Annotated in this window: 31 protein-coding genes and 1 pseudogene; 30 read left to right on the plus strand and 2 right to left on the minus strand. The window is 36.6% G+C overall.

Annotation, left to right across the window (positions count from 1 at the left end; genetic code table 11):
* Positions 1-15: 15 nt before the first annotated feature.
* The gene (locus tag ACFOY7_RS09350) at positions 16-354 is read right to left on the minus strand and encodes a helix-turn-helix domain-containing protein (protein ID WP_390251666.1); all 339 of its coding nucleotides are present in this window, start codon (positions 352-354) and stop codon (positions 16-18) included.
* Positions 355-512: 158 nt separating this feature from the next.
* Here ACFOY7_RS09350 and ACFOY7_RS09355 point away from each other — a divergent pair, with 158 nt between their 5' ends.
* The 22 genes and pseudogenes from ACFOY7_RS09355 to ACFOY7_RS09460 all read left to right on the plus strand — a co-directional run bounded on the left by ACFOY7_RS09355 (position 513) and on the right by ACFOY7_RS09460 (position 10,735).
* Positions 513-767, plus strand: coding sequence for a helix-turn-helix transcriptional regulator (locus ACFOY7_RS09355; protein WP_390251668.1), 255 nt, complete (start codon positions 513-515; stop codon positions 765-767).
* A complete protein-coding gene (locus ACFOY7_RS09360) occupies positions 764-1,546 on the plus strand; it encodes a phage antirepressor (protein ID WP_390251670.1) in 783 nt (260 codons plus the stop codon). The genes ACFOY7_RS09355 and ACFOY7_RS09360 overlap by 4 nt, the downstream gene beginning before the upstream one ends.
* Positions 1,547-1,801, plus strand: coding sequence for a helix-turn-helix domain-containing protein (locus tag ACFOY7_RS09365; protein ID WP_390251673.1), 255 nt, complete (start codon positions 1,547-1,549; stop codon positions 1,799-1,801).
* A 116-nt stretch (positions 1,802-1,917) separates the two neighbouring features.
* Positions 1,918-2,202, plus strand: a complete 285-nt coding sequence (locus tag ACFOY7_RS09370; protein ID WP_390251675.1) for a helix-turn-helix transcriptional regulator — start codon at positions 1,918-1,920, stop codon at positions 2,200-2,202.
* A gap of 153 nt (positions 2,203-2,355) precedes the next feature.
* On the plus strand, positions 2,356-2,577 hold the full coding sequence (locus ACFOY7_RS09375) for a hypothetical protein (protein WP_390251677.1): 222 nt from the start codon (positions 2,356-2,358) through the stop codon (positions 2,575-2,577).
* Between the two features lie 529 nt (positions 2,578-3,106).
* A complete protein-coding gene (locus tag ACFOY7_RS09380; protein ID WP_390251679.1) occupies positions 3,107-3,688 on the plus strand; it encodes a BRO family protein in 582 nt (193 codons plus the stop codon).
* Between the two features lie 19 nt (positions 3,689-3,707).
* Positions 3,708-4,754: a phage replisome organizer N-terminal domain-containing protein gene (locus tag ACFOY7_RS09385; RefSeq protein ID WP_390251681.1), complete on the plus strand. Its 1,047-nt coding sequence runs from the start codon at positions 3,708-3,710 to the stop codon at positions 4,752-4,754.
* A gap of 23 nt (positions 4,755-4,777) precedes the next feature.
* Positions 4,778-4,918, plus strand: coding sequence for a hypothetical protein (locus tag ACFOY7_RS09390; protein ID WP_390251683.1), 141 nt, complete (start codon positions 4,778-4,780; stop codon positions 4,916-4,918).
* Positions 4,919-5,044: 126 nt separating this feature from the next.
* On the plus strand, positions 5,045-5,200 hold the full coding sequence (locus ACFOY7_RS09395) for a hypothetical protein (protein WP_390251685.1): 156 nt from the start codon (positions 5,045-5,047) through the stop codon (positions 5,198-5,200).
* Complete coding sequence (locus ACFOY7_RS09400; RefSeq protein ID WP_390251687.1) at positions 5,197-5,337, plus strand: hypothetical protein; 141 nt, start codon at positions 5,197-5,199, stop codon at positions 5,335-5,337. Before ACFOY7_RS09395 ends, ACFOY7_RS09400 begins: the two co-directional genes overlap by 4 nt.
* Positions 5,325-5,546 (plus strand): hypothetical protein, encoded by a 222-nt coding sequence (locus tag ACFOY7_RS09405; RefSeq protein ID WP_390251689.1) that lies wholly within the window; start codon positions 5,325-5,327, stop codon positions 5,544-5,546. The genes ACFOY7_RS09400 and ACFOY7_RS09405 overlap by 13 nt, the downstream gene beginning before the upstream one ends.
* The gene (locus ACFOY7_RS09410) at positions 5,510-6,037 is read left to right on the plus strand and encodes a Holliday junction resolvase RecU (protein ID WP_390251691.1); all 528 of its coding nucleotides are present in this window, start codon (positions 5,510-5,512) and stop codon (positions 6,035-6,037) included. Before ACFOY7_RS09405 ends, ACFOY7_RS09410 begins: the two co-directional genes overlap by 37 nt.
* 115 nt (positions 6,038-6,152) lie before the next feature.
* Positions 6,153-6,926: a DNA-methyltransferase gene (locus tag ACFOY7_RS09415; RefSeq protein WP_390251693.1), complete on the plus strand. Its 774-nt coding sequence runs from the start codon at positions 6,153-6,155 to the stop codon at positions 6,924-6,926.
* Positions 6,927-6,994: 68 nt separating this feature from the next.
* Positions 6,995-7,198, plus strand: coding sequence for a DUF6877 family protein (locus ACFOY7_RS09420; RefSeq protein WP_390251695.1), 204 nt, complete (start codon positions 6,995-6,997; stop codon positions 7,196-7,198).
* Positions 7,199-7,387: 189 nt separating this feature from the next.
* On the plus strand, positions 7,388-7,654 hold the full coding sequence (locus ACFOY7_RS09425; RefSeq protein ID WP_390251697.1) for a hypothetical protein: 267 nt from the start codon (positions 7,388-7,390) through the stop codon (positions 7,652-7,654).
* Between the two features lie 25 nt (positions 7,655-7,679).
* Positions 7,680-8,267: pseudogene (locus ACFOY7_RS09430) on the plus strand (dUTP diphosphatase).
* Between the two features lie 9 nt (positions 8,268-8,276).
* Complete coding sequence (locus ACFOY7_RS09435; RefSeq protein WP_390251699.1) at positions 8,277-8,780, plus strand: hypothetical protein; 504 nt, start codon at positions 8,277-8,279, stop codon at positions 8,778-8,780.
* A 65-nt stretch (positions 8,781-8,845) separates the two neighbouring features.
* A complete protein-coding gene (locus ACFOY7_RS09440; RefSeq protein ID WP_390251701.1) occupies positions 8,846-9,043 on the plus strand; it encodes a DUF3954 domain-containing protein in 198 nt (65 codons plus the stop codon).
* 99 nt (positions 9,044-9,142) lie between these two features.
* Positions 9,143-9,445, plus strand: coding sequence for a hypothetical protein (locus ACFOY7_RS09445; RefSeq protein WP_390251703.1), 303 nt, complete (start codon positions 9,143-9,145; stop codon positions 9,443-9,445).
* 63 nt (positions 9,446-9,508) lie between these two features.
* Positions 9,509-9,706, plus strand: coding sequence for a hypothetical protein (locus tag ACFOY7_RS09450; protein ID WP_390251705.1), 198 nt, complete (start codon positions 9,509-9,511; stop codon positions 9,704-9,706).
* Positions 9,707-9,728: 22 nt separating this feature from the next.
* Positions 9,729-10,196, plus strand: coding sequence for an ArpU family phage packaging/lysis transcriptional regulator (locus ACFOY7_RS09455; RefSeq protein ID WP_390251707.1), 468 nt, complete (start codon positions 9,729-9,731; stop codon positions 10,194-10,196).
* A complete protein-coding gene (locus tag ACFOY7_RS09460) occupies positions 10,193-10,735 on the plus strand; it encodes a site-specific integrase (RefSeq protein WP_390251709.1) in 543 nt (180 codons plus the stop codon). Before ACFOY7_RS09455 ends, ACFOY7_RS09460 begins: the two co-directional genes overlap by 4 nt.
* A 53-nt stretch (positions 10,736-10,788) precedes the next feature.
* On the opposite strand, the gene ACFOY7_RS09465 is transcribed toward ACFOY7_RS09460, so the two are convergent.
* Positions 10,789-10,977, minus strand: coding sequence for a hypothetical protein (locus ACFOY7_RS09465; RefSeq protein ID WP_390251711.1), 189 nt, complete (start codon positions 10,975-10,977; stop codon positions 10,789-10,791).
* Between the two features lie 842 nt (positions 10,978-11,819).
* On the opposite strand from ACFOY7_RS09465, the gene ACFOY7_RS09470 reads away from it, so the two are divergent.
* Genes ACFOY7_RS09470 through ACFOY7_RS09505 form a run of 8 tightly spaced genes read left to right on the plus strand, consistent with a single transcriptional unit; the run spans position 11,820 to position 18,771 of the window.
* Positions 11,820-12,410 (plus strand): hypothetical protein, encoded by a 591-nt coding sequence (locus ACFOY7_RS09470; RefSeq protein ID WP_390251713.1) that lies wholly within the window; start codon positions 11,820-11,822, stop codon positions 12,408-12,410.
* Entirely contained in the window at positions 12,388-14,202 is a 1,815-nt protein-coding gene (locus ACFOY7_RS09475) for a phage terminase large subunit family protein (protein ID WP_390251715.1), read from the plus strand. The genes ACFOY7_RS09470 and ACFOY7_RS09475 overlap by 23 nt, the downstream gene beginning before the upstream one ends.
* A 39-nt stretch (positions 14,203-14,241) precedes the next feature.
* Positions 14,242-14,460 (plus strand): DUF6148 family protein, encoded by a 219-nt coding sequence (locus tag ACFOY7_RS09480; RefSeq protein ID WP_390251716.1) that lies wholly within the window; start codon positions 14,242-14,244, stop codon positions 14,458-14,460.
* Positions 14,461-14,476: 16 nt separating this feature from the next.
* Positions 14,477-14,704, plus strand: coding sequence for a hypothetical protein (locus ACFOY7_RS09485; protein WP_390251719.1), 228 nt, complete (start codon positions 14,477-14,479; stop codon positions 14,702-14,704).
* A gap of 14 nt (positions 14,705-14,718) precedes the next feature.
* Positions 14,719-16,311, plus strand: coding sequence for a phage portal protein (locus ACFOY7_RS09490; protein ID WP_390251721.1), 1,593 nt, complete (start codon positions 14,719-14,721; stop codon positions 16,309-16,311).
* Between the two features lie 19 nt (positions 16,312-16,330).
* Positions 16,331-17,374, plus strand: a complete 1,044-nt coding sequence (locus ACFOY7_RS09495) for a head maturation protease, ClpP-related (protein ID WP_390251723.1) — start codon at positions 16,331-16,333, stop codon at positions 17,372-17,374.
* Complete coding sequence (locus ACFOY7_RS09500) at positions 17,374-17,724, plus strand: head decoration protein (RefSeq protein WP_390251725.1); 351 nt, start codon at positions 17,374-17,376, stop codon at positions 17,722-17,724. Before ACFOY7_RS09495 ends, ACFOY7_RS09500 begins: the two co-directional genes overlap by 1 nt.
* A 12-nt stretch (positions 17,725-17,736) precedes the next feature.
* Positions 17,737-18,771, plus strand: a complete 1,035-nt coding sequence (locus ACFOY7_RS09505; protein ID WP_390251727.1) for a major capsid protein — start codon at positions 17,737-17,739, stop codon at positions 18,769-18,771.
* The last annotated feature ends 8 nt before the right edge of the window (positions 18,772-18,779 follow it).

The raw sequence follows: 18,779 nt of genomic DNA on the forward strand, positions 1-18,779 counted from the left end.
AATTTGGCTTCTCAATTAATCTTCTTCATTTAATTTGCGAAACAGTCTAAGTTGCTCTTCTAAATACTCTTTCTCTTTATCTGTAATGTTATCAAATTCGTGGAATGCTCTGTTGATATTATCATCTTTTTTCTTTCCTTCAGGATTATCAGTTCTTCCCAATAAGTAATCAACAGTGACATTATAAAAATCTGCTAAATCGTTGAGTAATTTCGGATCAGGACTTCTAGTACCGTTTTCATAACCAGACAAAGTGTTAGCTTTTATCCCTAATTTATCTGCTACTTGTTTTTGTAACATTCCTTTTCTCTCTCTTAAATTTTTAAGCCTTTTAGAAAGTGTAAATTCCTCCATATACACCAACCCTTCTCTAAAGCGATTATATCGCATTTCATGATTTTTTATATATTAATTCGCAAAATGAGGTATTTTTGTGTTGACAATCGCAAAATGCGATGGTATATTTATATCAATAAATCACAAAATGCGATTTTAAAGAGGTGATATAGATCATGACATACACCAAGGAAATTCATACTAAACTAAGAAGTCTAAGAGAAGAAAATGGTTTAAAATCAATGTTTGTCGCTAAAAAACTTGGCGTAACTCCAAGTACCTATTCAGAAATCGAAACAGGTAAACGTCTCCCGCAAGTTAAACATCTAGTGATATTACGTAACTTATATAACATCACAATTGATGAACTTTTTTTTGATAATAACATCGCGAATTGCGATTACGATGAAAGGCAGGAGGTATGTAAATGAATCAACTAACAAAAATGTTTGAAGATCAAAAGTTAACGATTATCGAACAAAATGGAGAACCCCAATTTTTGTTAAATGATCTGGTAAAAATTCTAGGTCTTAGTAACTCACGAATGGTTAAAGACAGGCTCGATGATGACGTAAGTTCAACTTACCCCATCAAAGATTCCTTAGGCAGAACACAAAACGCAACATTCGTGAATGAAGATGGCCTATATGATGTCATTTTGGACAGCCGTAAAAAAGAGGCTAAGAAATTCCGCAAATGGATTACATCAGAAGTAATTCCTTCCATTAGAAAGCATGGCGCATATATGACGATAGAGAAGATAGAAGAAACATTACTAAATCCAGATACCATAATTAAATTAGCTACCAACTTAAAAAAAGAACAAGAAAAACGTCGAATCGCTGAATCAGAAAAACAACAAGCAGAAAAGGTTATCCAACTACAAAAACCCAAAGTCGCTTTCGCTGACTCATGTTTAGCATCACAAGATTCTGTACTCGTTAAAGATGTTGCGAAACTAGCTTGCAACCAAGGTATTCAAATAGGTCAAAACCGATTATATAGAAAGCTCCGTGAGTGGGGTTATATCCAAAAGAGCGATACACAACCAACTCAAAGAGCAATTGATACAGGCTATTTCGAAGTACTGCAAAGAAATATTCAGACTCCAGATGGCTCGAAGTTAACTAGAACAACTAAAGTTACTACTAAAGGTCAAATGCGTATTATCAATCGTTTGAAAGATGAACAATTGAAAGGAGTAATCTAAATGAAAACTCAACATATGACAACGAAAGAAACTGCTGAATATATCGGAGTTCATCCGGACACGCTTCGCAAGTACGTACATCAAGAGCATTTGCCAGTATTACGTTTTCCAGGGCGCAGGAAATGGATGTTTCGAAAAGATTTAGTTGACCAATGGGTAGAAAAACGTTCTGAACCCCAAGTCTACATCAATGACCAACTTGAAAAAGAAACTGAAAACCAAGAATACGGCCAAATAAGAGTTTTACAGCCTTAGTCGTAGTCTTGGTAGGGCGCAAGATAATTATACCAACTAGAATAATAGAAAAATAGACAACGTACGCCCTTCGAGCAAAATGCCCATTATTCGGGCAAGGAAGGAGGGTAGAAACAATGAATATGGAATTAGCTTTTCTTATGAGAAAGATGCGACGTTTGAAGGATATTAAGCAAGAACAAATGGCAAAGTTAATGGGGATGAGTCGACAGGCAATAAGTAGAATTGAGAATGGCGAGACCCAAATTAAAGCGGTGGATCTGTTCAGATGGGTACAGACAACACATGGCCAGGATATGTTAATTAATTTTATGATGAGTGCTGATTTAGTAAGTACTGCAGTAACGAGTATTCCAGGGGTGACCATGCTTATTACAAACCTTTCCTTATTAGCTGCATAAAAATTAAGTATTGATTAGCAAGTCACTTCTCCAATAGGGAGGTGGTCAAGTTGAAGAAGAAGTTTTTAAATGTTTACTATGGCAGTTTATTTATTGTAAGTGTCCTGTTCTTTTACTTTTCCTGTATTACAAGCATTTAAAGCTGAGGTGATTATGTCAAATTGGACTGCAATTGACTGGAAACAGAAAGTTGACGATTACAAAAGGTATTTGAAAGAAGAAGAGTGGTTCGCATCGGGTGCATATGAGTGGCAAGACCTACCTGAAGGTGTACGGCGGGCAATAGTTAGAGGGATTTCTGCTTTTAGAGAGGACATTGAAAAATTTGAAGGTCATGCAAAAGAAATTGTTGGAAAAGAAAAAAAAGATAAGTAAGGCGGCGAAACCAATACTTATCTCCTGCAATTTATTAATTTAACTGAATTTTATCATACTTACAGAAAAATAGACAGAGACTTGTTTTAAATAGTCCTGTCTTAGTGATCACAAATCCAAGCCTTTAATCCCCCTACCAACGATTTGTGATCGCTAAGATGCGACTATACATAACGCATCAGTTTCAACTAAAGGAAGGACGGTGAACATGATCTATGAAATAACGGTGTATGAGCAATTAAAAAAAGACCTCATAGCCGTTGAATCACATCTGGTTGCAGCTGATGGTTTGAAAGAATGCAACTAGATTGGCAAAGAGATCTTGGGAGAAAAGGAACGTCACAAGTTCCTCGTCTCAGAATTTATTATTTGAATTTTATTATACCACATTTTTTAAAGGTAGGTGGAAATTTGAATTTATTCAAAGAGCACGGCCATTGGCTAGCAGTTGTAGCATTGATAGTTTCATTTATATATGGTATGCACGGGCGAGTGTCATTATACATGGAAGTTATGGGAGGCTAGTCTATTGCAAATAAAAAAACAATTCAACGACCAGGTAATACACGTGGAAGTGAAGCGAAATCGTTTATGGTTTGTAGCGCAAGACATTTGCAACATCCTTGATCTCCGACATGTTCCTAATGCACTAAAACAATTAGAAACGGAACGTAAGGATATCGGTTTTATTGTAGAGGGAAGTAAAAAGCAAAAAATTGCCCTTGTGGACGCAGAGGGATTGCGGATTTTGTGTCACATGAGCGAATCACCTCAAGCAGATTTTTTGGAGAATTGGTTAGATCAAGACATTATCGGATCACAGAATGAAGATGAAATAAAAGGTGAAGAAAATAAGACTCGCCTAAATAAAATGATCAGAAGATATACCGTTGAAAATAATCTCAGTTATAAGCAAGGTTATAAAGATTTTGTCCAGTCTTTTAATCTTAGTAATCAAACTAATTTAAAAGCACAAATGGAGCTGTATAAAGCTAGATTTAACTTGGACAAGCTCACCATACCTGAATATCTTCTTGGTAGTAATCAGTTAGATAAAGGTATTCATATCGCTAAAGGGTTATTAGCCAATCGGTATAGGCAAGTGAATTGATAAAAAGGGAGGGGTCAACTTGGGAAATATAAAGTGGATAAAGTTGAGTACCCAGATGTTTGAAGACGAGAAAATTAAACTTATAGAGAAAATGCCTGATGCAGACACCATTTTAATTATTTGGGTAAAATTGCTCTCACAAGCTGGTAAGGTCAATGCCAACGGTTATATCTTTCTTTCCGAAAATATTCCTTACACTGATGAAATGCTAGCAACAGTTTTTGACAGACCTTTAAATACAGTTAGATTAGCTTTAAGTACTTTTCAGCAATTTGGGATGATTGAAATTGATGAAGATCATTTTATATCAATTTCAAATTGGGATAAACATCAAAATATCGAAGGAATGGAAAGGGTAAGAAAGCTTAATGCAGAAAGAAATAAAAGATACAGAGAGCGAAAAAAACAAGGTCTGTTAGAAGATAAAACAAGTAGTGATGTTAGCGTGACGTCACATGACGGAACAGATATAGATAAAGAATTAGATATAGATAAAGAATTAGATATAGATAAAGAATTAGATATAGATAAAGAATTAGATATAGATAAAGAATTAGATATAGATAAAGAAAAAGATAAAAAGAATAATACCGTTCGTGATCTATTCGATCACTATATTTCAAAAAACATAATTCATCATCGTAAATTAACAAATTCAATTAAAACAGCAATTAATGCTAGGTTGAAAGATTATAGCCTAGATGAATTGAAAAAAGCCATTGATAATTATGACTTTGTTTTAAAGAGTGACAATCACTGGTTTACTCATAAATATCCATTAGCTGACTTAATGCGAGATAAAGACATTCGTAAATTTTTAGATGAAGCTGACCCGTTAAATAATTTTATTAAAAAGAACCAGTCTAATTTCAATAGACAACCACAACATCCACCTAGAGGACAGCCGTATAGATCAACAAAACAAGATATTGTTCCTGATTGGTATGAAAAACAAAGAACAGATCGAAATCATGGGAAAAATCAAGAAGATCAGAATGATAAAGCCAAAAAAGCAGCAGAAGCTGATAAGATGCTTCAGGATTATTTAGCAGCACAAAATAACTGATGCCAAAGAAAGGTGTGGGGTAAATGAGCAATTCTCGAAGACCAGGGCCAGTTGTCACTAGACCGATGAACGAGAAGGACAAAGAATATTTTCGTAAGCGTCTTGAGCGTATGAAAAAACAGGGTATTAAGTCTAAACCAAAGAACTGGAAGAGACATGCATAATAAAAGGTCGGTTGATTAGCAATGAATCTAACAAAAATCATCAGAAACCGAGTGAAGGCAATAAAGGGAAGACAATCTATTGTTTATGTACTTGAAGAAATGGATCGTGCGTATACCGTTGATTAGTTGGAAATCGTTACAGAATTATTCAATGAAGGATATGAGCCGGAACAAATTGGAGAGGCATTAAAAAGGGACCCTGATGAGATATTCATTGCATTATTCCATCAAGCCATAGAAGGAAAATTAACAAGAGAGTTTGCCTGGAGGTGTAAATCGTGAATCAAAAAGCTGAAGTAAATCGATTAGAACTGGAAAACGAATATTTAAGACGGTTACTAGGGTTGAGTTGGATATTGGTAGGGATTTTATTGGTTACTGTTGCCATAGGAGGAGGGGCGGCATTTTGGATAGTATAAACAATGGAAAGAAAAGTGTACATGTGAACGAGCGCAAAAGCCACTTGCTTTATGGGCTGTCAAAAATGAAAGTTACACATACTGCAGATGGACGCAATATCGAAAATTGTAGTTTGTACACATTGGAGTACACGTACATTCAAGAAAAAATCAAGCGAGGAGGAATTGTGGAATGGCAACCTACACCGGAAAAAGAGGGGCGGCATTAGAAAATCTGATCAATTATGCGAATGAGATATACCTGCAGAAAGGGATTGCTGTTATAAACAAGCGACCGACTCCCGTTAAAGTTACGAAATCAAAAGGAACTAGAATTATAAATGGTTTTTTTGAAGAAAAGTCCACAGTGGATTTTGATGGAGTATACAAAGGGAATGCTCTCTACTTCGAAGCGAAGAGTACGAAAGACCCACGCTTCCCTTTGAAAAACATTCACAAGCACCAAATCGAGTACATGTATCATGCGCAAAAGGCTGGAGCAATTTGTTTCTTTATAATCGAATTTGCTGGGCCTTCTGAACAATTTTTAGTTCCGTTCGATTTTATACACCATTACGTGGTGCACGCAGACAGGGGAGGGAGAAAATCAATCCCTTATGATGATTTTCTATATTACTCTGTTGGACTATTAAAATCGCAGAATGGGATTCCTTTGGATTATCTAAGTGCAGTGGATATATTGATCAACAATGTTGCTTAGGACAGATAGTGGGAAGTGATGGGAGAAATTGAGACCTGATTGTCAGGTCTCAAAAAGTCGAGAGAACTTGTGTTCCCCTCAAATATTATTATAGCACGATGAGAGGGGAAAAGAAATGAAAGTGAAGCAGAACACGATTTACAACATGGATTGTTTAGCAGGAATGAAGTCCATTCCTGCTAAATCAATCGATATGATCCTGTGCGATTTACCTTATGGTACAACCCATTGTAGTTGGGATGAAATTATCCCATTTGATCTTCTCTGGGAACAGTATAAGAGGGTTATAAAGGATAATGGAGCAATTGTACTAACGGCAAGCCAACCATTCACTACTAAGCTAATAGCAAGCAATATGAGCTGGTTTCGTTATGAATGGATATGGAAAAAAGGAAAACATGTGACTGGTTTTCAGAATGCAAAAAGAATGCCTCTGAAAAATCACGAAAACATCTGTGTTTTCTATAAAAAATTACCAACTTATCACCCACAAGGGTTGTTACCATTATTAAAAATCAGAAAGAATCAACGCAAAAAAGTAGGTGGGATTTATAAGGATGGGGATAAGAGTCTGATGAAAGAATATACCACTACTCATACAAATTATCCTAAATCTATAATTGATTTTTCGAGAGATAGTAAAACTTTTCATCCAACACAAAAGCCGTTAATGCTTTTTGAATACTTAATTAAATCTTACACCAACAGAGGTGATGTCATATTAGATAACTGCATGGGTTCATTTACCACAGCAGTTGCTTGTGACAATACGAAAAGGAATTGGATTGGATTTGAATTAAACGATGAATACTGCCAAGAGGGTTTGAAGCGTATTAATGATAATCGTGAGAAGTTAGGATTTAGCCCAGTCACAATGTTAAGTGAGTAAAAAACTAAATAGGAATAAGGATTTATCGTCCTTATTCCTGGTTCATTAATGATTTGCGAGGTGTAATAATGTCAGGGCCATTAGCAGAAATATCTAAGATTGCGCATAAGCTACCAATCATAGTTATACAAGACATTAATCAACGAATCGGAGATTGGTTGACTAGTGGCGGAAATGAGGACGATCCATATATCGAGCAGCAGTTGAAATTTGCGAAACAATTTATCAAGGGGGGAGAGAGTATGAGTCCATATACCATAATTGCCAAGTGAGATGTTGAAACAGCAGATGATAATAATAGTTGGATAGAGGGTAAAAGATATGTTGTTCATTTTGCAGAAAACGGACTACTGGTAGATTCAGAGGAAGGAACAGTTAAGTTTAAGAAAGTTGGTAATTTTCCTCATGGTTGGCTGGAGTATTTTGAAATAGAGGATATTAAGGCGACAGCGTTTGAGTCTATGGAGAGACCAGGGAAATATATTGCTGATGGTATTGATGTGGCAAGCATTGATGAGAACGGTGAAACAGATGTGTTAGAAGATGCTTTATTAGTGATTAGAAGCGACTATAAAGCACCAGGTTTGGGTGATTTAGAAAACTTTTACACGTTCATAAGTAAATTAAACATGTTTGATTATGACACTTTTAGGAAAGGTTCTAAGCCTGTTGAAGTTAGTTTGAATACGGGTCAATTGCAAGTAATTCGAGAACGGAATGAATGGTAATTAGTAAAGGAATGGAGGGAAATGAATGAACTGGGAAAAGCTCTTTGAGATACAAGCAGGACTAGACCAACACATTACCGAGGAAAAAGGATTACAAGACCATGATTTGCTGGATAAAAAGATTCTCGCACTTCAAGTAGAGTTAGGGGAATTAGCGAATAAGTGGAGAGGTTTTAAGTTTTGGAGTAAAGATCAAGAACCGAGGAATTTCAAAGAATGCTATCGATGTGGTGGAGATAGAATAGATATTGTTAATGCTAGACATGTTAGGAAATGCACAGTTTGTAATGAGACAGGTCGCATAGAGGGAAATCTATTACTAGAAGAATACGTTGACTGTCTTCATTTTCTCTTAAGTATTGGACAAGAGTTAGAAAATGGTTGGGATTTAAATATCAAACAATCAATATGTATTACCGAGGGATTAACTGCAAACTTTAGAAATATATTCCGTTGAATAAGTGAAGAAGAATTTGATGAGTATGATTGGTTTGAATCCGTAGAATATTTTATTGGTTTAGGTAGTTTACTAGGATTCACCGCAAATCAGATCGAACAAGCATACTTAGAAAAAAACAGAATCAACCATGACAGACAGAATAGAGGTTATTGAGGTAACGTTATGAGAGCTATTTGTAAAGACGCAACTAACAGTACTGTTCTCCAAGAAGGAATGCAATATTTTGTCTTTCCTCATGGTCCTGATGCATTTTATGTTTCAAAATTTAATAGCGAAGAGTCACATACTGGTGCATACCAACGTGATAGATTCGAAGTGGTTGAAGAAGTGGAAAAAATTCAAGAAAAAGATATTGCAGCAAGAGATAATTCAAAGAAAACTTTTCATTGGGAGCAGATGGATTTATTCGACTTTCTCCCCGATGATCTGGAAGAAAACCAACAAGTAATTAAAATTATAATTCCAGAAGATATCATTCATCCACTTGATTGTATCCATAGCTTAAAATCAAAAGCTTTTAGAAATGTACAGCTAAGATGGAGTAGCTATGTACGAGCAATCCAAGATTATCACGATTGTTCTTGGTTTGAGGCAACAGATAAATTGTTGGAACACCAGAAGAGTAAATTACCGATTGTAATGGCCAGAGATCCGGAGGGGAAATAAAAAAGAGCTAGAAGCAAGCTTCCAACTCAATATCCTAAGACAATTATATCATGGGGGTTTGCGAAATGAAAACTAGAATACAAGATAGTAATACTGCAGCTATAAATTTAGAAGAAGATGCTCTGTATGTTGTAAAGAATGGAGAGGTTACAAAGGTAAACCCAAAGAGTCATGGCCAAGATGTGATAGTTTGGAAAAATGGACAAGTCCTCGATGTAGATAGAAGTGAGAGAATTAGGATAAATGGTCAAAAAGTAATTTAAAAAAATATAGTCCTTACCGAAGAACGGACGGACATGAACAAGAGCAAAGGGCGCTTCTTGTTTGTGTCCGTTTTTAATTTGATAAAAGGAGCGATTGATTTGGATGATAAAAAATTAACTGAATTATCTAAAGATGTTTCAAGCGTATCAGGGTATTCTGACGAGGAAGTTTTTGCGGCAATTAAATCTATAAGTAAGCTTTTTCGTGAAGTGGGGGAATGCCTGAGATCGACATTCCAAACTATTTTTGAAATTGCTAATGGCATAGCTGCTAAGTATGGAGAAAATAAGCAAAATCATAAAAAAGCGAATAGAACATGGGTTGTCCCTCTAAACACAACGAAACCTCATCAAGTGATCCATCGAAAGCCAATGATTATTAACGCAAGATCTAGGTTGTGAAGCATTAAATGCAACTTTTGTACTGGAATTTAAATATTTTTGCAACCGATAAGGAGGGAATGTATGTCAGGTCAGTTCCAGGAGCAATTGAATAAATGGGCAGAGAAGAACAAAGTGAAGGTTAAAAAAACACGTATAAAAAGAAAGGAATGGCAAAAAGCAAACAGAGGATTTTCCGAACGAGAATTAAAAGAATTGATGGGTATCCATAGACCAATTTATACAAGAAAAAAAGGTGGAGCGTTCCGACAAAAGGGATGAATATTTATAAGGGGTGTTGTATATGGGAAAACAAATGGAATTTATGTTGAATGAAATTGATAGAGCTGCAACTAAAGCAATGGTAGAAGAAAAGTTAAACCAGTACCAATTATATTTACTGGCAGCACCGATCGATATTGAACCCAAAATAACGAGTACTTTTACTATTACGCCTCCAACGTACAACAATCAATTTCATTCAACGACAGAGGAAATGGCAATTAAAAAGATTGATCAGGAGAGGAAACGTGAAAAGTTTATATCGTGGGTGCAAAGATGTATAAATAAATTACCTCTTCAGGAAAGGTCTGTAATTATAAAAAGCTATTTATCAGATAATATTTATGAGTATGAAGTTTATAATGAATTAGGTTTTAGCGAGAGGAAATATTATCGAGTGAAGTCCAGGGCTATTTACACACTGGCCTTTATCATGGGTGTAGAGGTGTATAAAAAGGATAGTGAGAATGAGGGAGGTGAGGCAGTTTGAATTTTGTTCAACCGATTCGGGATCCAGAAATTATCCGAGAAATCAAGAAATATTTAAGAGAAAAGAATGTTAGAAATTACATGTTATTTGTGGTGGGAATTAATAGTGGTTTAAGGATATCTGATATTCTCACATTAAGGATAGTGGATGCAAAGAAACCTTATTTCAGTTTAAGAGAAAAGAAAACAAAAAAGCATAAACGCATCAACATGCCTCCATCCCTGAAAAGAGAACTGAAGGATTATATACAAGGTAAAGAAGATCATGAATTCCTTTTTAAAAGTAGAGAAGGAGTTAATAAACCGATTGGGAGAAGTATGGCATATAAGATATTACGTGAAGCTGCTGAGTATGTAAGTTTAGATGAGATTGGCACTCATACTTTAAGAAAGACTTTTGGCTATCATTTCTACCAGCAAACAAAAGATGTGGCAATGCTGCAGGAAATATTTAATCATTCTACTCCTGATATAACACTAAGGTATATTGGGATAAATCAAGATGGAATTGATAGAGCAATGAGTAAATTTAGAATATGAATTAGCAAGAAAGAGGTTGCGCAGGCCCCTTTCTTGCTCTGCCTTCACTAAAACTATTTGAAGTTTTTCAGTAGAATTAAAATGAAGGCAATTAACATTGAGCATACTATCCCGAATAGTCCTGGATCCAAATTGGCAATTACATCATGTAATGCCGTAAAAACATAGGGTCCATAGATACCTAATCCATAAATAGCGTACTCCATTAAGATGTTTGTCACTGTATAATCCCAATTTTTCATAAATAACTTCCTCCTAAATTAGTAGTTAATATACTGGGCAAAACTACATTTGCGTACAGCATTACCCAGCTGCTACTTTTAGGATAGAAAAATTGGACAGTGCAAACCTCTTATTTTTTGTGAGGTAGTTTTTAAAGGAGAAACTAGTTTAGAAAAATTGGAGATTTACCCAGTGACTGGTAAATCAATTTACCTAAATAAATCTACGTCTCATATATAAATCGGTTAGTTGTTCCTACAATTGCGGTACTTCGTTACTACAATTATTGGAGTTTTGATTACATAAAGCTGATTTCAACATAAAGATCACTCCCCTTTTTAGAAATTTCCTACAAATTTCCTACCTCACAATAATAATTATACATTTTATTCCTATTATTATCAATTCAAAGTTTGACTTTCTTTATTAGTTATTCATAATAAACTATCGTGTAACCGACAGTTATAACTTAGTGTGTATCACTAATGTCAATGCTTTCAGCTTATCTTTGATTACACACAATATAAGATATGGGTAATTAATAAAAATGGCAGTAACTAGGCAGAATTATGGCAGAATTACGGCAGTTCATTAGTAAATAAATCAGTTATTATGGTAGTAAGGAAGAAAAGCCATAATTCCTCTTTGGGAAGCATAGCACATAAATTGTGTTGTGCTTCTTTCTTTTTGGTCACTAAACCCCTTGATACATAAGGGTTTATAACGCTTGGGTCCTCCCAGGGATATGAAATCCCTACGGGTGCTTGCGAGCCCAGAAATGCTCTAGTTTTTTCGCTGAAAAGTCTATTTCGCTTTCGCTAATAAAATCTTGGGAAATAATTTTGAAAGGGGTGTTTAATCTATGAGCGACAAGGGTTCTGTTAAAAAAGAGTATTTAGTAACAACATCCGAATTATGCGAAATCTTAGGATTAAGCCCCCGAAGAATACAGCAACTTGCCAAGGAGGACGCCTTAATCCGGGCAGCTAGAGGGAAATATGATTTACCTTCATCCATTCAAGCTTATTTAGAATATATGTTTGAACGTGAAAAATCAGAGGATGAACTAGATAAATCGGAAGAAGAAGCTCTTTGGACAAGGGCAAAGCGAATGAAAACGGAATTAGAATTACAAATTATGCGTGGTGAATTGCATCGATCCAATGATGTACGACTGGTTATGAACGATATGCTTGGATCATTTCGAGCTAGATTGTTAGGTTTACCATCCAAAATTGCACCACAGTTATTAGATAAAGATGAAATACCTGTTATTAAACAAGTGCTAAAGGATGCGGTATTTGAAGCGCTGCAGGAGTTATCTGATTATGATCCAAATGTTTTCTATGAGAAAAGTAAAGATAAAATGTATCTAGAAGAGGATGAATTGGAAGAGTTAGATAAGGTTAAGGATGAGGAGTTTCTTGACGATGGTAGCCAAACGGAAAAGTGATACCTTTTCTCTTTTTCGAGATTTAGCAAAAGATATCTTATCTCCTCCTCCAGATCTAACCGTTTCAGAATGGGCGGATGCTTATCGTAAACTTTCTAGTGAATCATCTGCCGAGCCAGGACAATGGCGCACCGATAGAGCACCTTATCAGCGTGAAATATTAGATGCCGTATTGGATCCTGAATTAGAGAAAATTGTGGTCATGGCCTCAGCACAAGTAGGAAAAACGGAATTGATATTAAATACAGTGGGTTATCATATGGATTTCGACCCAGCACCCATGTTGCTAATGCAGCCAACCGAATTATTAGCTAAAAATTTTTCTAAAGAGCGTTTAGCACCTATGATCCGTGATACTCCTGTTTTACGAAAAAAATTAGGTGATGAAAAGACAAGAGATGGCAGCAATACGACATTACAAAAATCATTTCCTGGTGGTTATGTTGCATTAGTTGGAGCCAATGCACCATCTGGTTTAGCATCTAGACCAATAAGGATCCTGTTAGCGGATGAAGTAGATCGCTTCCCGGTTAGTGCCGGTACAGAAGGTGATCCACTCTCACTTGCGGAAAAACGAACAAATAACTTCTATAATCGAAAAAAAATAATTGTGTCCACACCAACTATTAAAGGCGCAAGCAGGATAGAAGCTGAATTCGAATCAAGTACGAAAGAATTTTGGCACTTACCATGCCCAGCATGTGGAGAATATCAACCTTTGCAATGGGGAAAGATCATATTTAATAAAGATGATTTGAAAGATGTGAAACACAGATGTGAATGTTGCGGATTCCTGCATGATGAATATGCATGGAAATCAGGTAAGGGAAAATGGGTTGCGAGTAATCCAAATGGTATGTTTAGAGGATTCCATTTAAATGAATTCGTTAGTCCATGGCGTAAGTGGAAGGAAATTGTTATCGATTTTCTTGAAGCGAAGAAAAAAGGTAACCAAGCAATGAAGGTATGGACCAACACTTCTTTAGGGGAAACGTGGGAAGAAGATGGCGAGCAGTTGGATAGTGAATACTTACATGAAAGGCTAGAAAGATATCCAGCCCCAGTTCCTAATAACGTTAAAATTCTAACTGCAGCAGTAGATACCCAAGATGATCGATTTGAAATAGAAGTAGTTGGATGGGGTGATGGTAAGGAGTCGTGGGGAATAGAATATCATGTTATCCATGGCAATTTAAATCAACCTCAGATTTGGAATGATCTGGATGAGTATTTAAGTCGAACATGGGAAAAGGCAGATGGGGCTCATTATGGAATAGCTTGCGTATGTATGGATTCGGGCGGTCACTATACTCAGGAAGTCTATCGCTTTACAAAGCAAAGGGAAGCGAGAAGGATATATGCCATTAAGGGTAAAGGCGAGAACAACGGAGAGTATGTACCATTAATAAGCGGTTATTCAAGGGTGAAACCTAGTAAAGCATTATTGGTAACTGTTGGTGTTTCAGATGGAAAAGCGAAAGTAATGTCTAATCTCCAAGTGGAGGAAGAAGGTCCGAATTTTTGCCACTTCCCTACAGATCGAGGTTACAACCAACAATATTTTGATGGGCTGACTGCTGAAAGAATAGAAACGAAATATCGACAGGGTGTACCCTATCGTATTTGGAAAAAGGTTAGGGATCGAAATGAGCCGTTAGATTTGCGTGTGTATAACACGGCAGCAATAGAAATTTTAAATCCTAATTTAGAAAAAGATTACACAATTGATAAGACAAAATCACCAACAAAACGAAAAAAAAGAAGACGTGTATTATCAAAAGGCGTCAAATAAGCATCCATAAGGGTGCTATTTTTATTGGAGTGATGAAGAATGATTACGTTAGAAAGAGCAGAAAAACACTTGGAAGCATGGTTAGATGCAGAATTAGCGGTATCAACTGGCCAATCTTATAGTATTGGTAGCAGACAATTGACAAGAGCAAATCTAAGCGAAATTCGGAAGCAAATCAGCTATTGGAAAAGCCAAATATCAAGACTAAGGGGTAAAGGTTCAAGGAAAGTTTATCGAGCTATTCCAAGGGATTGGTAAAAATGAGGTGGATTAATTGGATGAACAGTTAGTTGTTTTATATTTTGATCAATGGACTATTATAGGATTCATATTTCTTTTCTTTTGGTTAATAGTGTTTGCCATAGATATTTACTTTAATTTTCAAAAGAGAAAAGAAATGAAACGTTTAAAAGAATTTAATGATGGGTTAGAAAGGTTACTTAACCTACCAATAAAAGATTTCAAAAGGAAAATAAGAAATGGTCACAGTGAGTGTGATTAAGGAGGTGATAGAAATTGAATTGGATAGACCGTACGATTGCATGGGTATCGCCTGAACGTGGTTTAAAAAGAATGCACGCTAAACAAAAAATGAACTTAATAGGTCATGGTGCTGGTTACGGGAGCCACGGCGCAAGCTCAAAGAAGAAAAGCCTAATGGGCTGGCTTACTAGACAGGGTTCTGTCATTGAAGATGTGGAATATAACATACCGAAACTCCGAGAGCGATCGCGTGATTTGTATATGGGCGCTCCACTTGCAACTGGCGCCTTAAAAACTATTAGAACCAATGTAATTGGCAGTGGCCTAAAGTTAAATTCGCAAATTGATTATGAATATTTAGGGATGACTCAAGAAGAGGCGGATAACTGGGAGACAAGGACAGAGCGAGAATTTAATTTATGGGCAGAATCTTTACATTGTGATGCCCAGCGAATGAATAATTTTTATGAGCTTCAGCAATTAGCATTTTTATCTTGGTTAATGTCTGGAGACTCATTTACTCTATTACCGTATATAGAGCGACCAAATATGCCATATGATTTGCGTGTTCAGATAGTGGAATCGGATCGAGTCTGCAATCCAAGAAATTCACCATTTATGGATAAAGACCACAAAATCCTAAACGGGGTGGAGATTAATAAACGTGGGGAAGTAGTCGCGTATCATATTGCTCAAAATCACCCAAACAGTATTTCTTATTCTAAAAACGAGTGGAAAAGAGTGAGAAAATTCGGTGCAAAAACAGGAAGGCATAACGTTATCCATCTCATGGAATCGGAACGACCAGAACAAAGAAGAGGTGTGCCGATTCTTGCCCCAGTTATTGAATCCTTAAAACAATTAAGCCGATATTCAGAAGCGGAGCTAATGGCTGCCGTTGTTAGCGGAATGTACACAGTATTCATTACAACTAACGATGATAAAAGCGATGGGCAGCTTCCAGAATTGTATGATGGAGAGGAACAAGTGGATCCTTATGATGAAAATTCCTATGAACTAGGTAATGGAGCAATGGTTCAATTAGGTGAGGGGGAAGATGTGAAAGAGGCAAATCCCGGGAGACCCAATCAAGCGTTTGATGGATTTGTTACATCTATCTGCCGACAAATTGGTTCAGCTATTGAGGTACTATATGAATTATTGTTGAAGCACTTTACTTCATCTTATTCAGCTAGTCGAGCAGCATTGCTGGAAGCGTGGAAAATGTTTAAGATGAGGCGAACATGGATGTCGAATGATTTTTGCCAGCCTATATATGAAGAATGGTTAGCGGAGGCGGTTGCTAAAGGTCGTATAAATGCCCCAGGTTTCTTTGAAGATCCCTTAGCAAAAAAGGCGTATGCCCAATCGGAATGGAACGGACCATCCCAAGGGCAATTGGATCCACTAAAAGAGGTCAATGCGGCAGCTAGACGAGTAGAAGAAGGCTTTAGTACGAGAACACGAGAAACCATAGAGTTTGGTAACGGTGATTTTTTTAGAAACCATACTTTGCGTGTTGTCGAGGAAAGAATGAGAAGAAGAGATGGTCTTGCTTCAACCGATGAATCTTATGTGGAAGAGGATCCTGATCAAACGGATCAACAAGAACGAAGAGGAAATTAACTGAAAGGGGGTGGAAGAATTGAAGAAGATAAGCATTAGAGGTCCCATTATTTCAAGTAATCAGCAATGGATTTATGACTGGTTAGATATGGAGGCTACAAGCCCAAAAAAGGTTAATCGAGAGCTTGCAACAGCTAGTAACAATGAAGATATCGAAGTGGAAATCAATAGTGGCGGTGGATATGTATTTGAAGGATCTGAAATATACACTGCGCTAAAATCTTACCCAGGTAATGTAACTGTTAAAGTATTAGGTATTGCAGCAAGTGCTGCATCCGTCATAGCTATGGCAGGTAAAAAAGTGATTATGGCTCCCACAGCCCAAATGATGATACACAATGCAGCTTCGATTGCAATTGGTGATTATCGAGATATGGATCATGAAGCTAAAGTATTAAAAAATGTAAATCAAACCATATCAAGTGCTTATCGCATAAAAACAGGAATGGAAGAGCAAGAATTATTAGACATGATGGATGATGAGACATGGCTTACGCCTCAACAAGCAAAAGAAAAAGGTTTTATTGATGAAGTCATGTTTGAAAATGATATGCAGTTCGTTGCCAGTGATGAAACGAATCAGATGCTACCACAATCAGTCATTGATAAGTTGCGTAATGAAATATTAGAGAAACAAGAGTTTACTAATCAAGTTAAAAATGAGCAGGAGGATGTAGAGCCTATGGATATAGAAAAGTTAAAGAATGACTATCCTGAACTTTATAAACAAGTGAAGGCGGAAGGCCATGAAGAGGGCGTTAAAGCTGAAAATAGCCGTATTAAAGCTATTGAAGAGTTAGACATACCAGGTAGTGAGGAATTAGTTAATAAAGCAAAATTTGAAACAAAGGCAACTGCTGAAAATGTTGCTATAGACATTATCAAGGCTCAAAAAGAAAAAGGGCAAAATATATTTAATCAAGTGAAAAATGAAGCAGCGGAGTTAAATGATGTTTATGGAACTGCAACACCTGAAAATAATTCGAATGATGAAAAAGAGCGAGAAGATACGGCATCAAGTATCGCTAACTTTATCAATAAAAAACGAGGAGGTGTTAAATAATGCCAACATTAGGAACATTTGAATATGATAATCTATTTGCTGGTGATGCACAAATAGTGAGAGAAGCAGTTACTGTAAAGTCTGGTGAAAATTTAAAGCGGGGTACCGTAATCGCTAAAGTATCAGGTGAAGTTGTAGCGGTAAATTCCGGAGCTGTAGAAGGAACTACTCCTTATGGGATTTTAGCAGATGATGTAAATGCAACAGAAGCATCTATACCAGCAGTTGCGTATTTAACGGGAGAATTCAATGAAGCAGCACTCTCCTTTGGTGGAGAAGATACAGCGGATAGTCACAGGGCTAAGTTACGCGAGATCGGAATATTTCTAAAAAATAATCAAGGAATTTAGGGGGAGTAAATGATGGCCGTGAACATTTATGACACACGAGTAATGTTAGAAGCGATTGAAATGATGATGCCAGTTCGTACCTTTTTGAAAGACACTTTTTTCGGAGATGTTAATACATTTACCAGTGAGCATGTGGATGTAGATTATTATAAAGGACGACGAAAAATGGCTCCTTTTGTGTCTAGTAGAGGGGCAGGTAAGGTGATGGATCGAGATGGATTCACTACCAAATCATTCAAACCTGCAATGGTCAAACCACAACGAATCATTACTGGAGACGATATTAACAAACGATCAATAGGTGAAAATTTCTATGCAGCAAAGAGCCCAGATGAACGAGCAGCAGAAATTCTTGCGAAAGATTTATCGGATTTAGATGAGGCCATTACCAGACGAGAAGAATGGATGGTTGCTCAAATATTATTCACTGGGAAAGTGGATGTTGTAGGGAAAGATATTAAAGCCACACTAGACTTTGATTTCACCAATAAAGACATTTTGTCTGGAGCTGACGCATGGTCTGATTCAAATAGTAATCCAATTAAAAATTTAAAGAAGTGGCGTTTAGAAGTTATTAAAAAGTCAGGGGTGAATCCTGACCGAATCATTATGGCGTCTGATGTAGTAGAGGCTTTTATTAGTCACGAGAAAGTTAAAGAAAAACTGGACAACCGACGTATTATTTTAGGACAAATCAACCCTCAACAGTTGCCAAACGGAGTAACTTATATTGGTTCCTTATCTGAATTAGGAGTAGATATTTATAGTTACGATGAATGGTATTTTGATGAGGAATCACAGGAAGAAAAGCCAATGGTGCCAGAGGGTACATTAATGCTGGGTTCATCTAGTGCTCGTTCCTCTATGCTATACGGGTCTGTTACATTAACTAGCGCTCAAACTACAAACTTCATAACATATGAAGGGGCAAGAGTCCCAGATTCATGGATTAAAAAAGATCCTCCGGCCCGCATTTTACAAGTTAACAGTCGGCCTCTACCCGTACCACATGAAGTAGATAGCTGGTTTGTAGCTACAGTTTTATAGGAGGTGCT

The organism is Gracilibacillus xinjiangensis, assembly GCF_042651765.1.
Taxonomy (GTDB): Bacteria; Bacillota; Bacilli; order Bacillales; family Amphibacillaceae; genus Gracilibacillus; species Gracilibacillus xinjiangensis.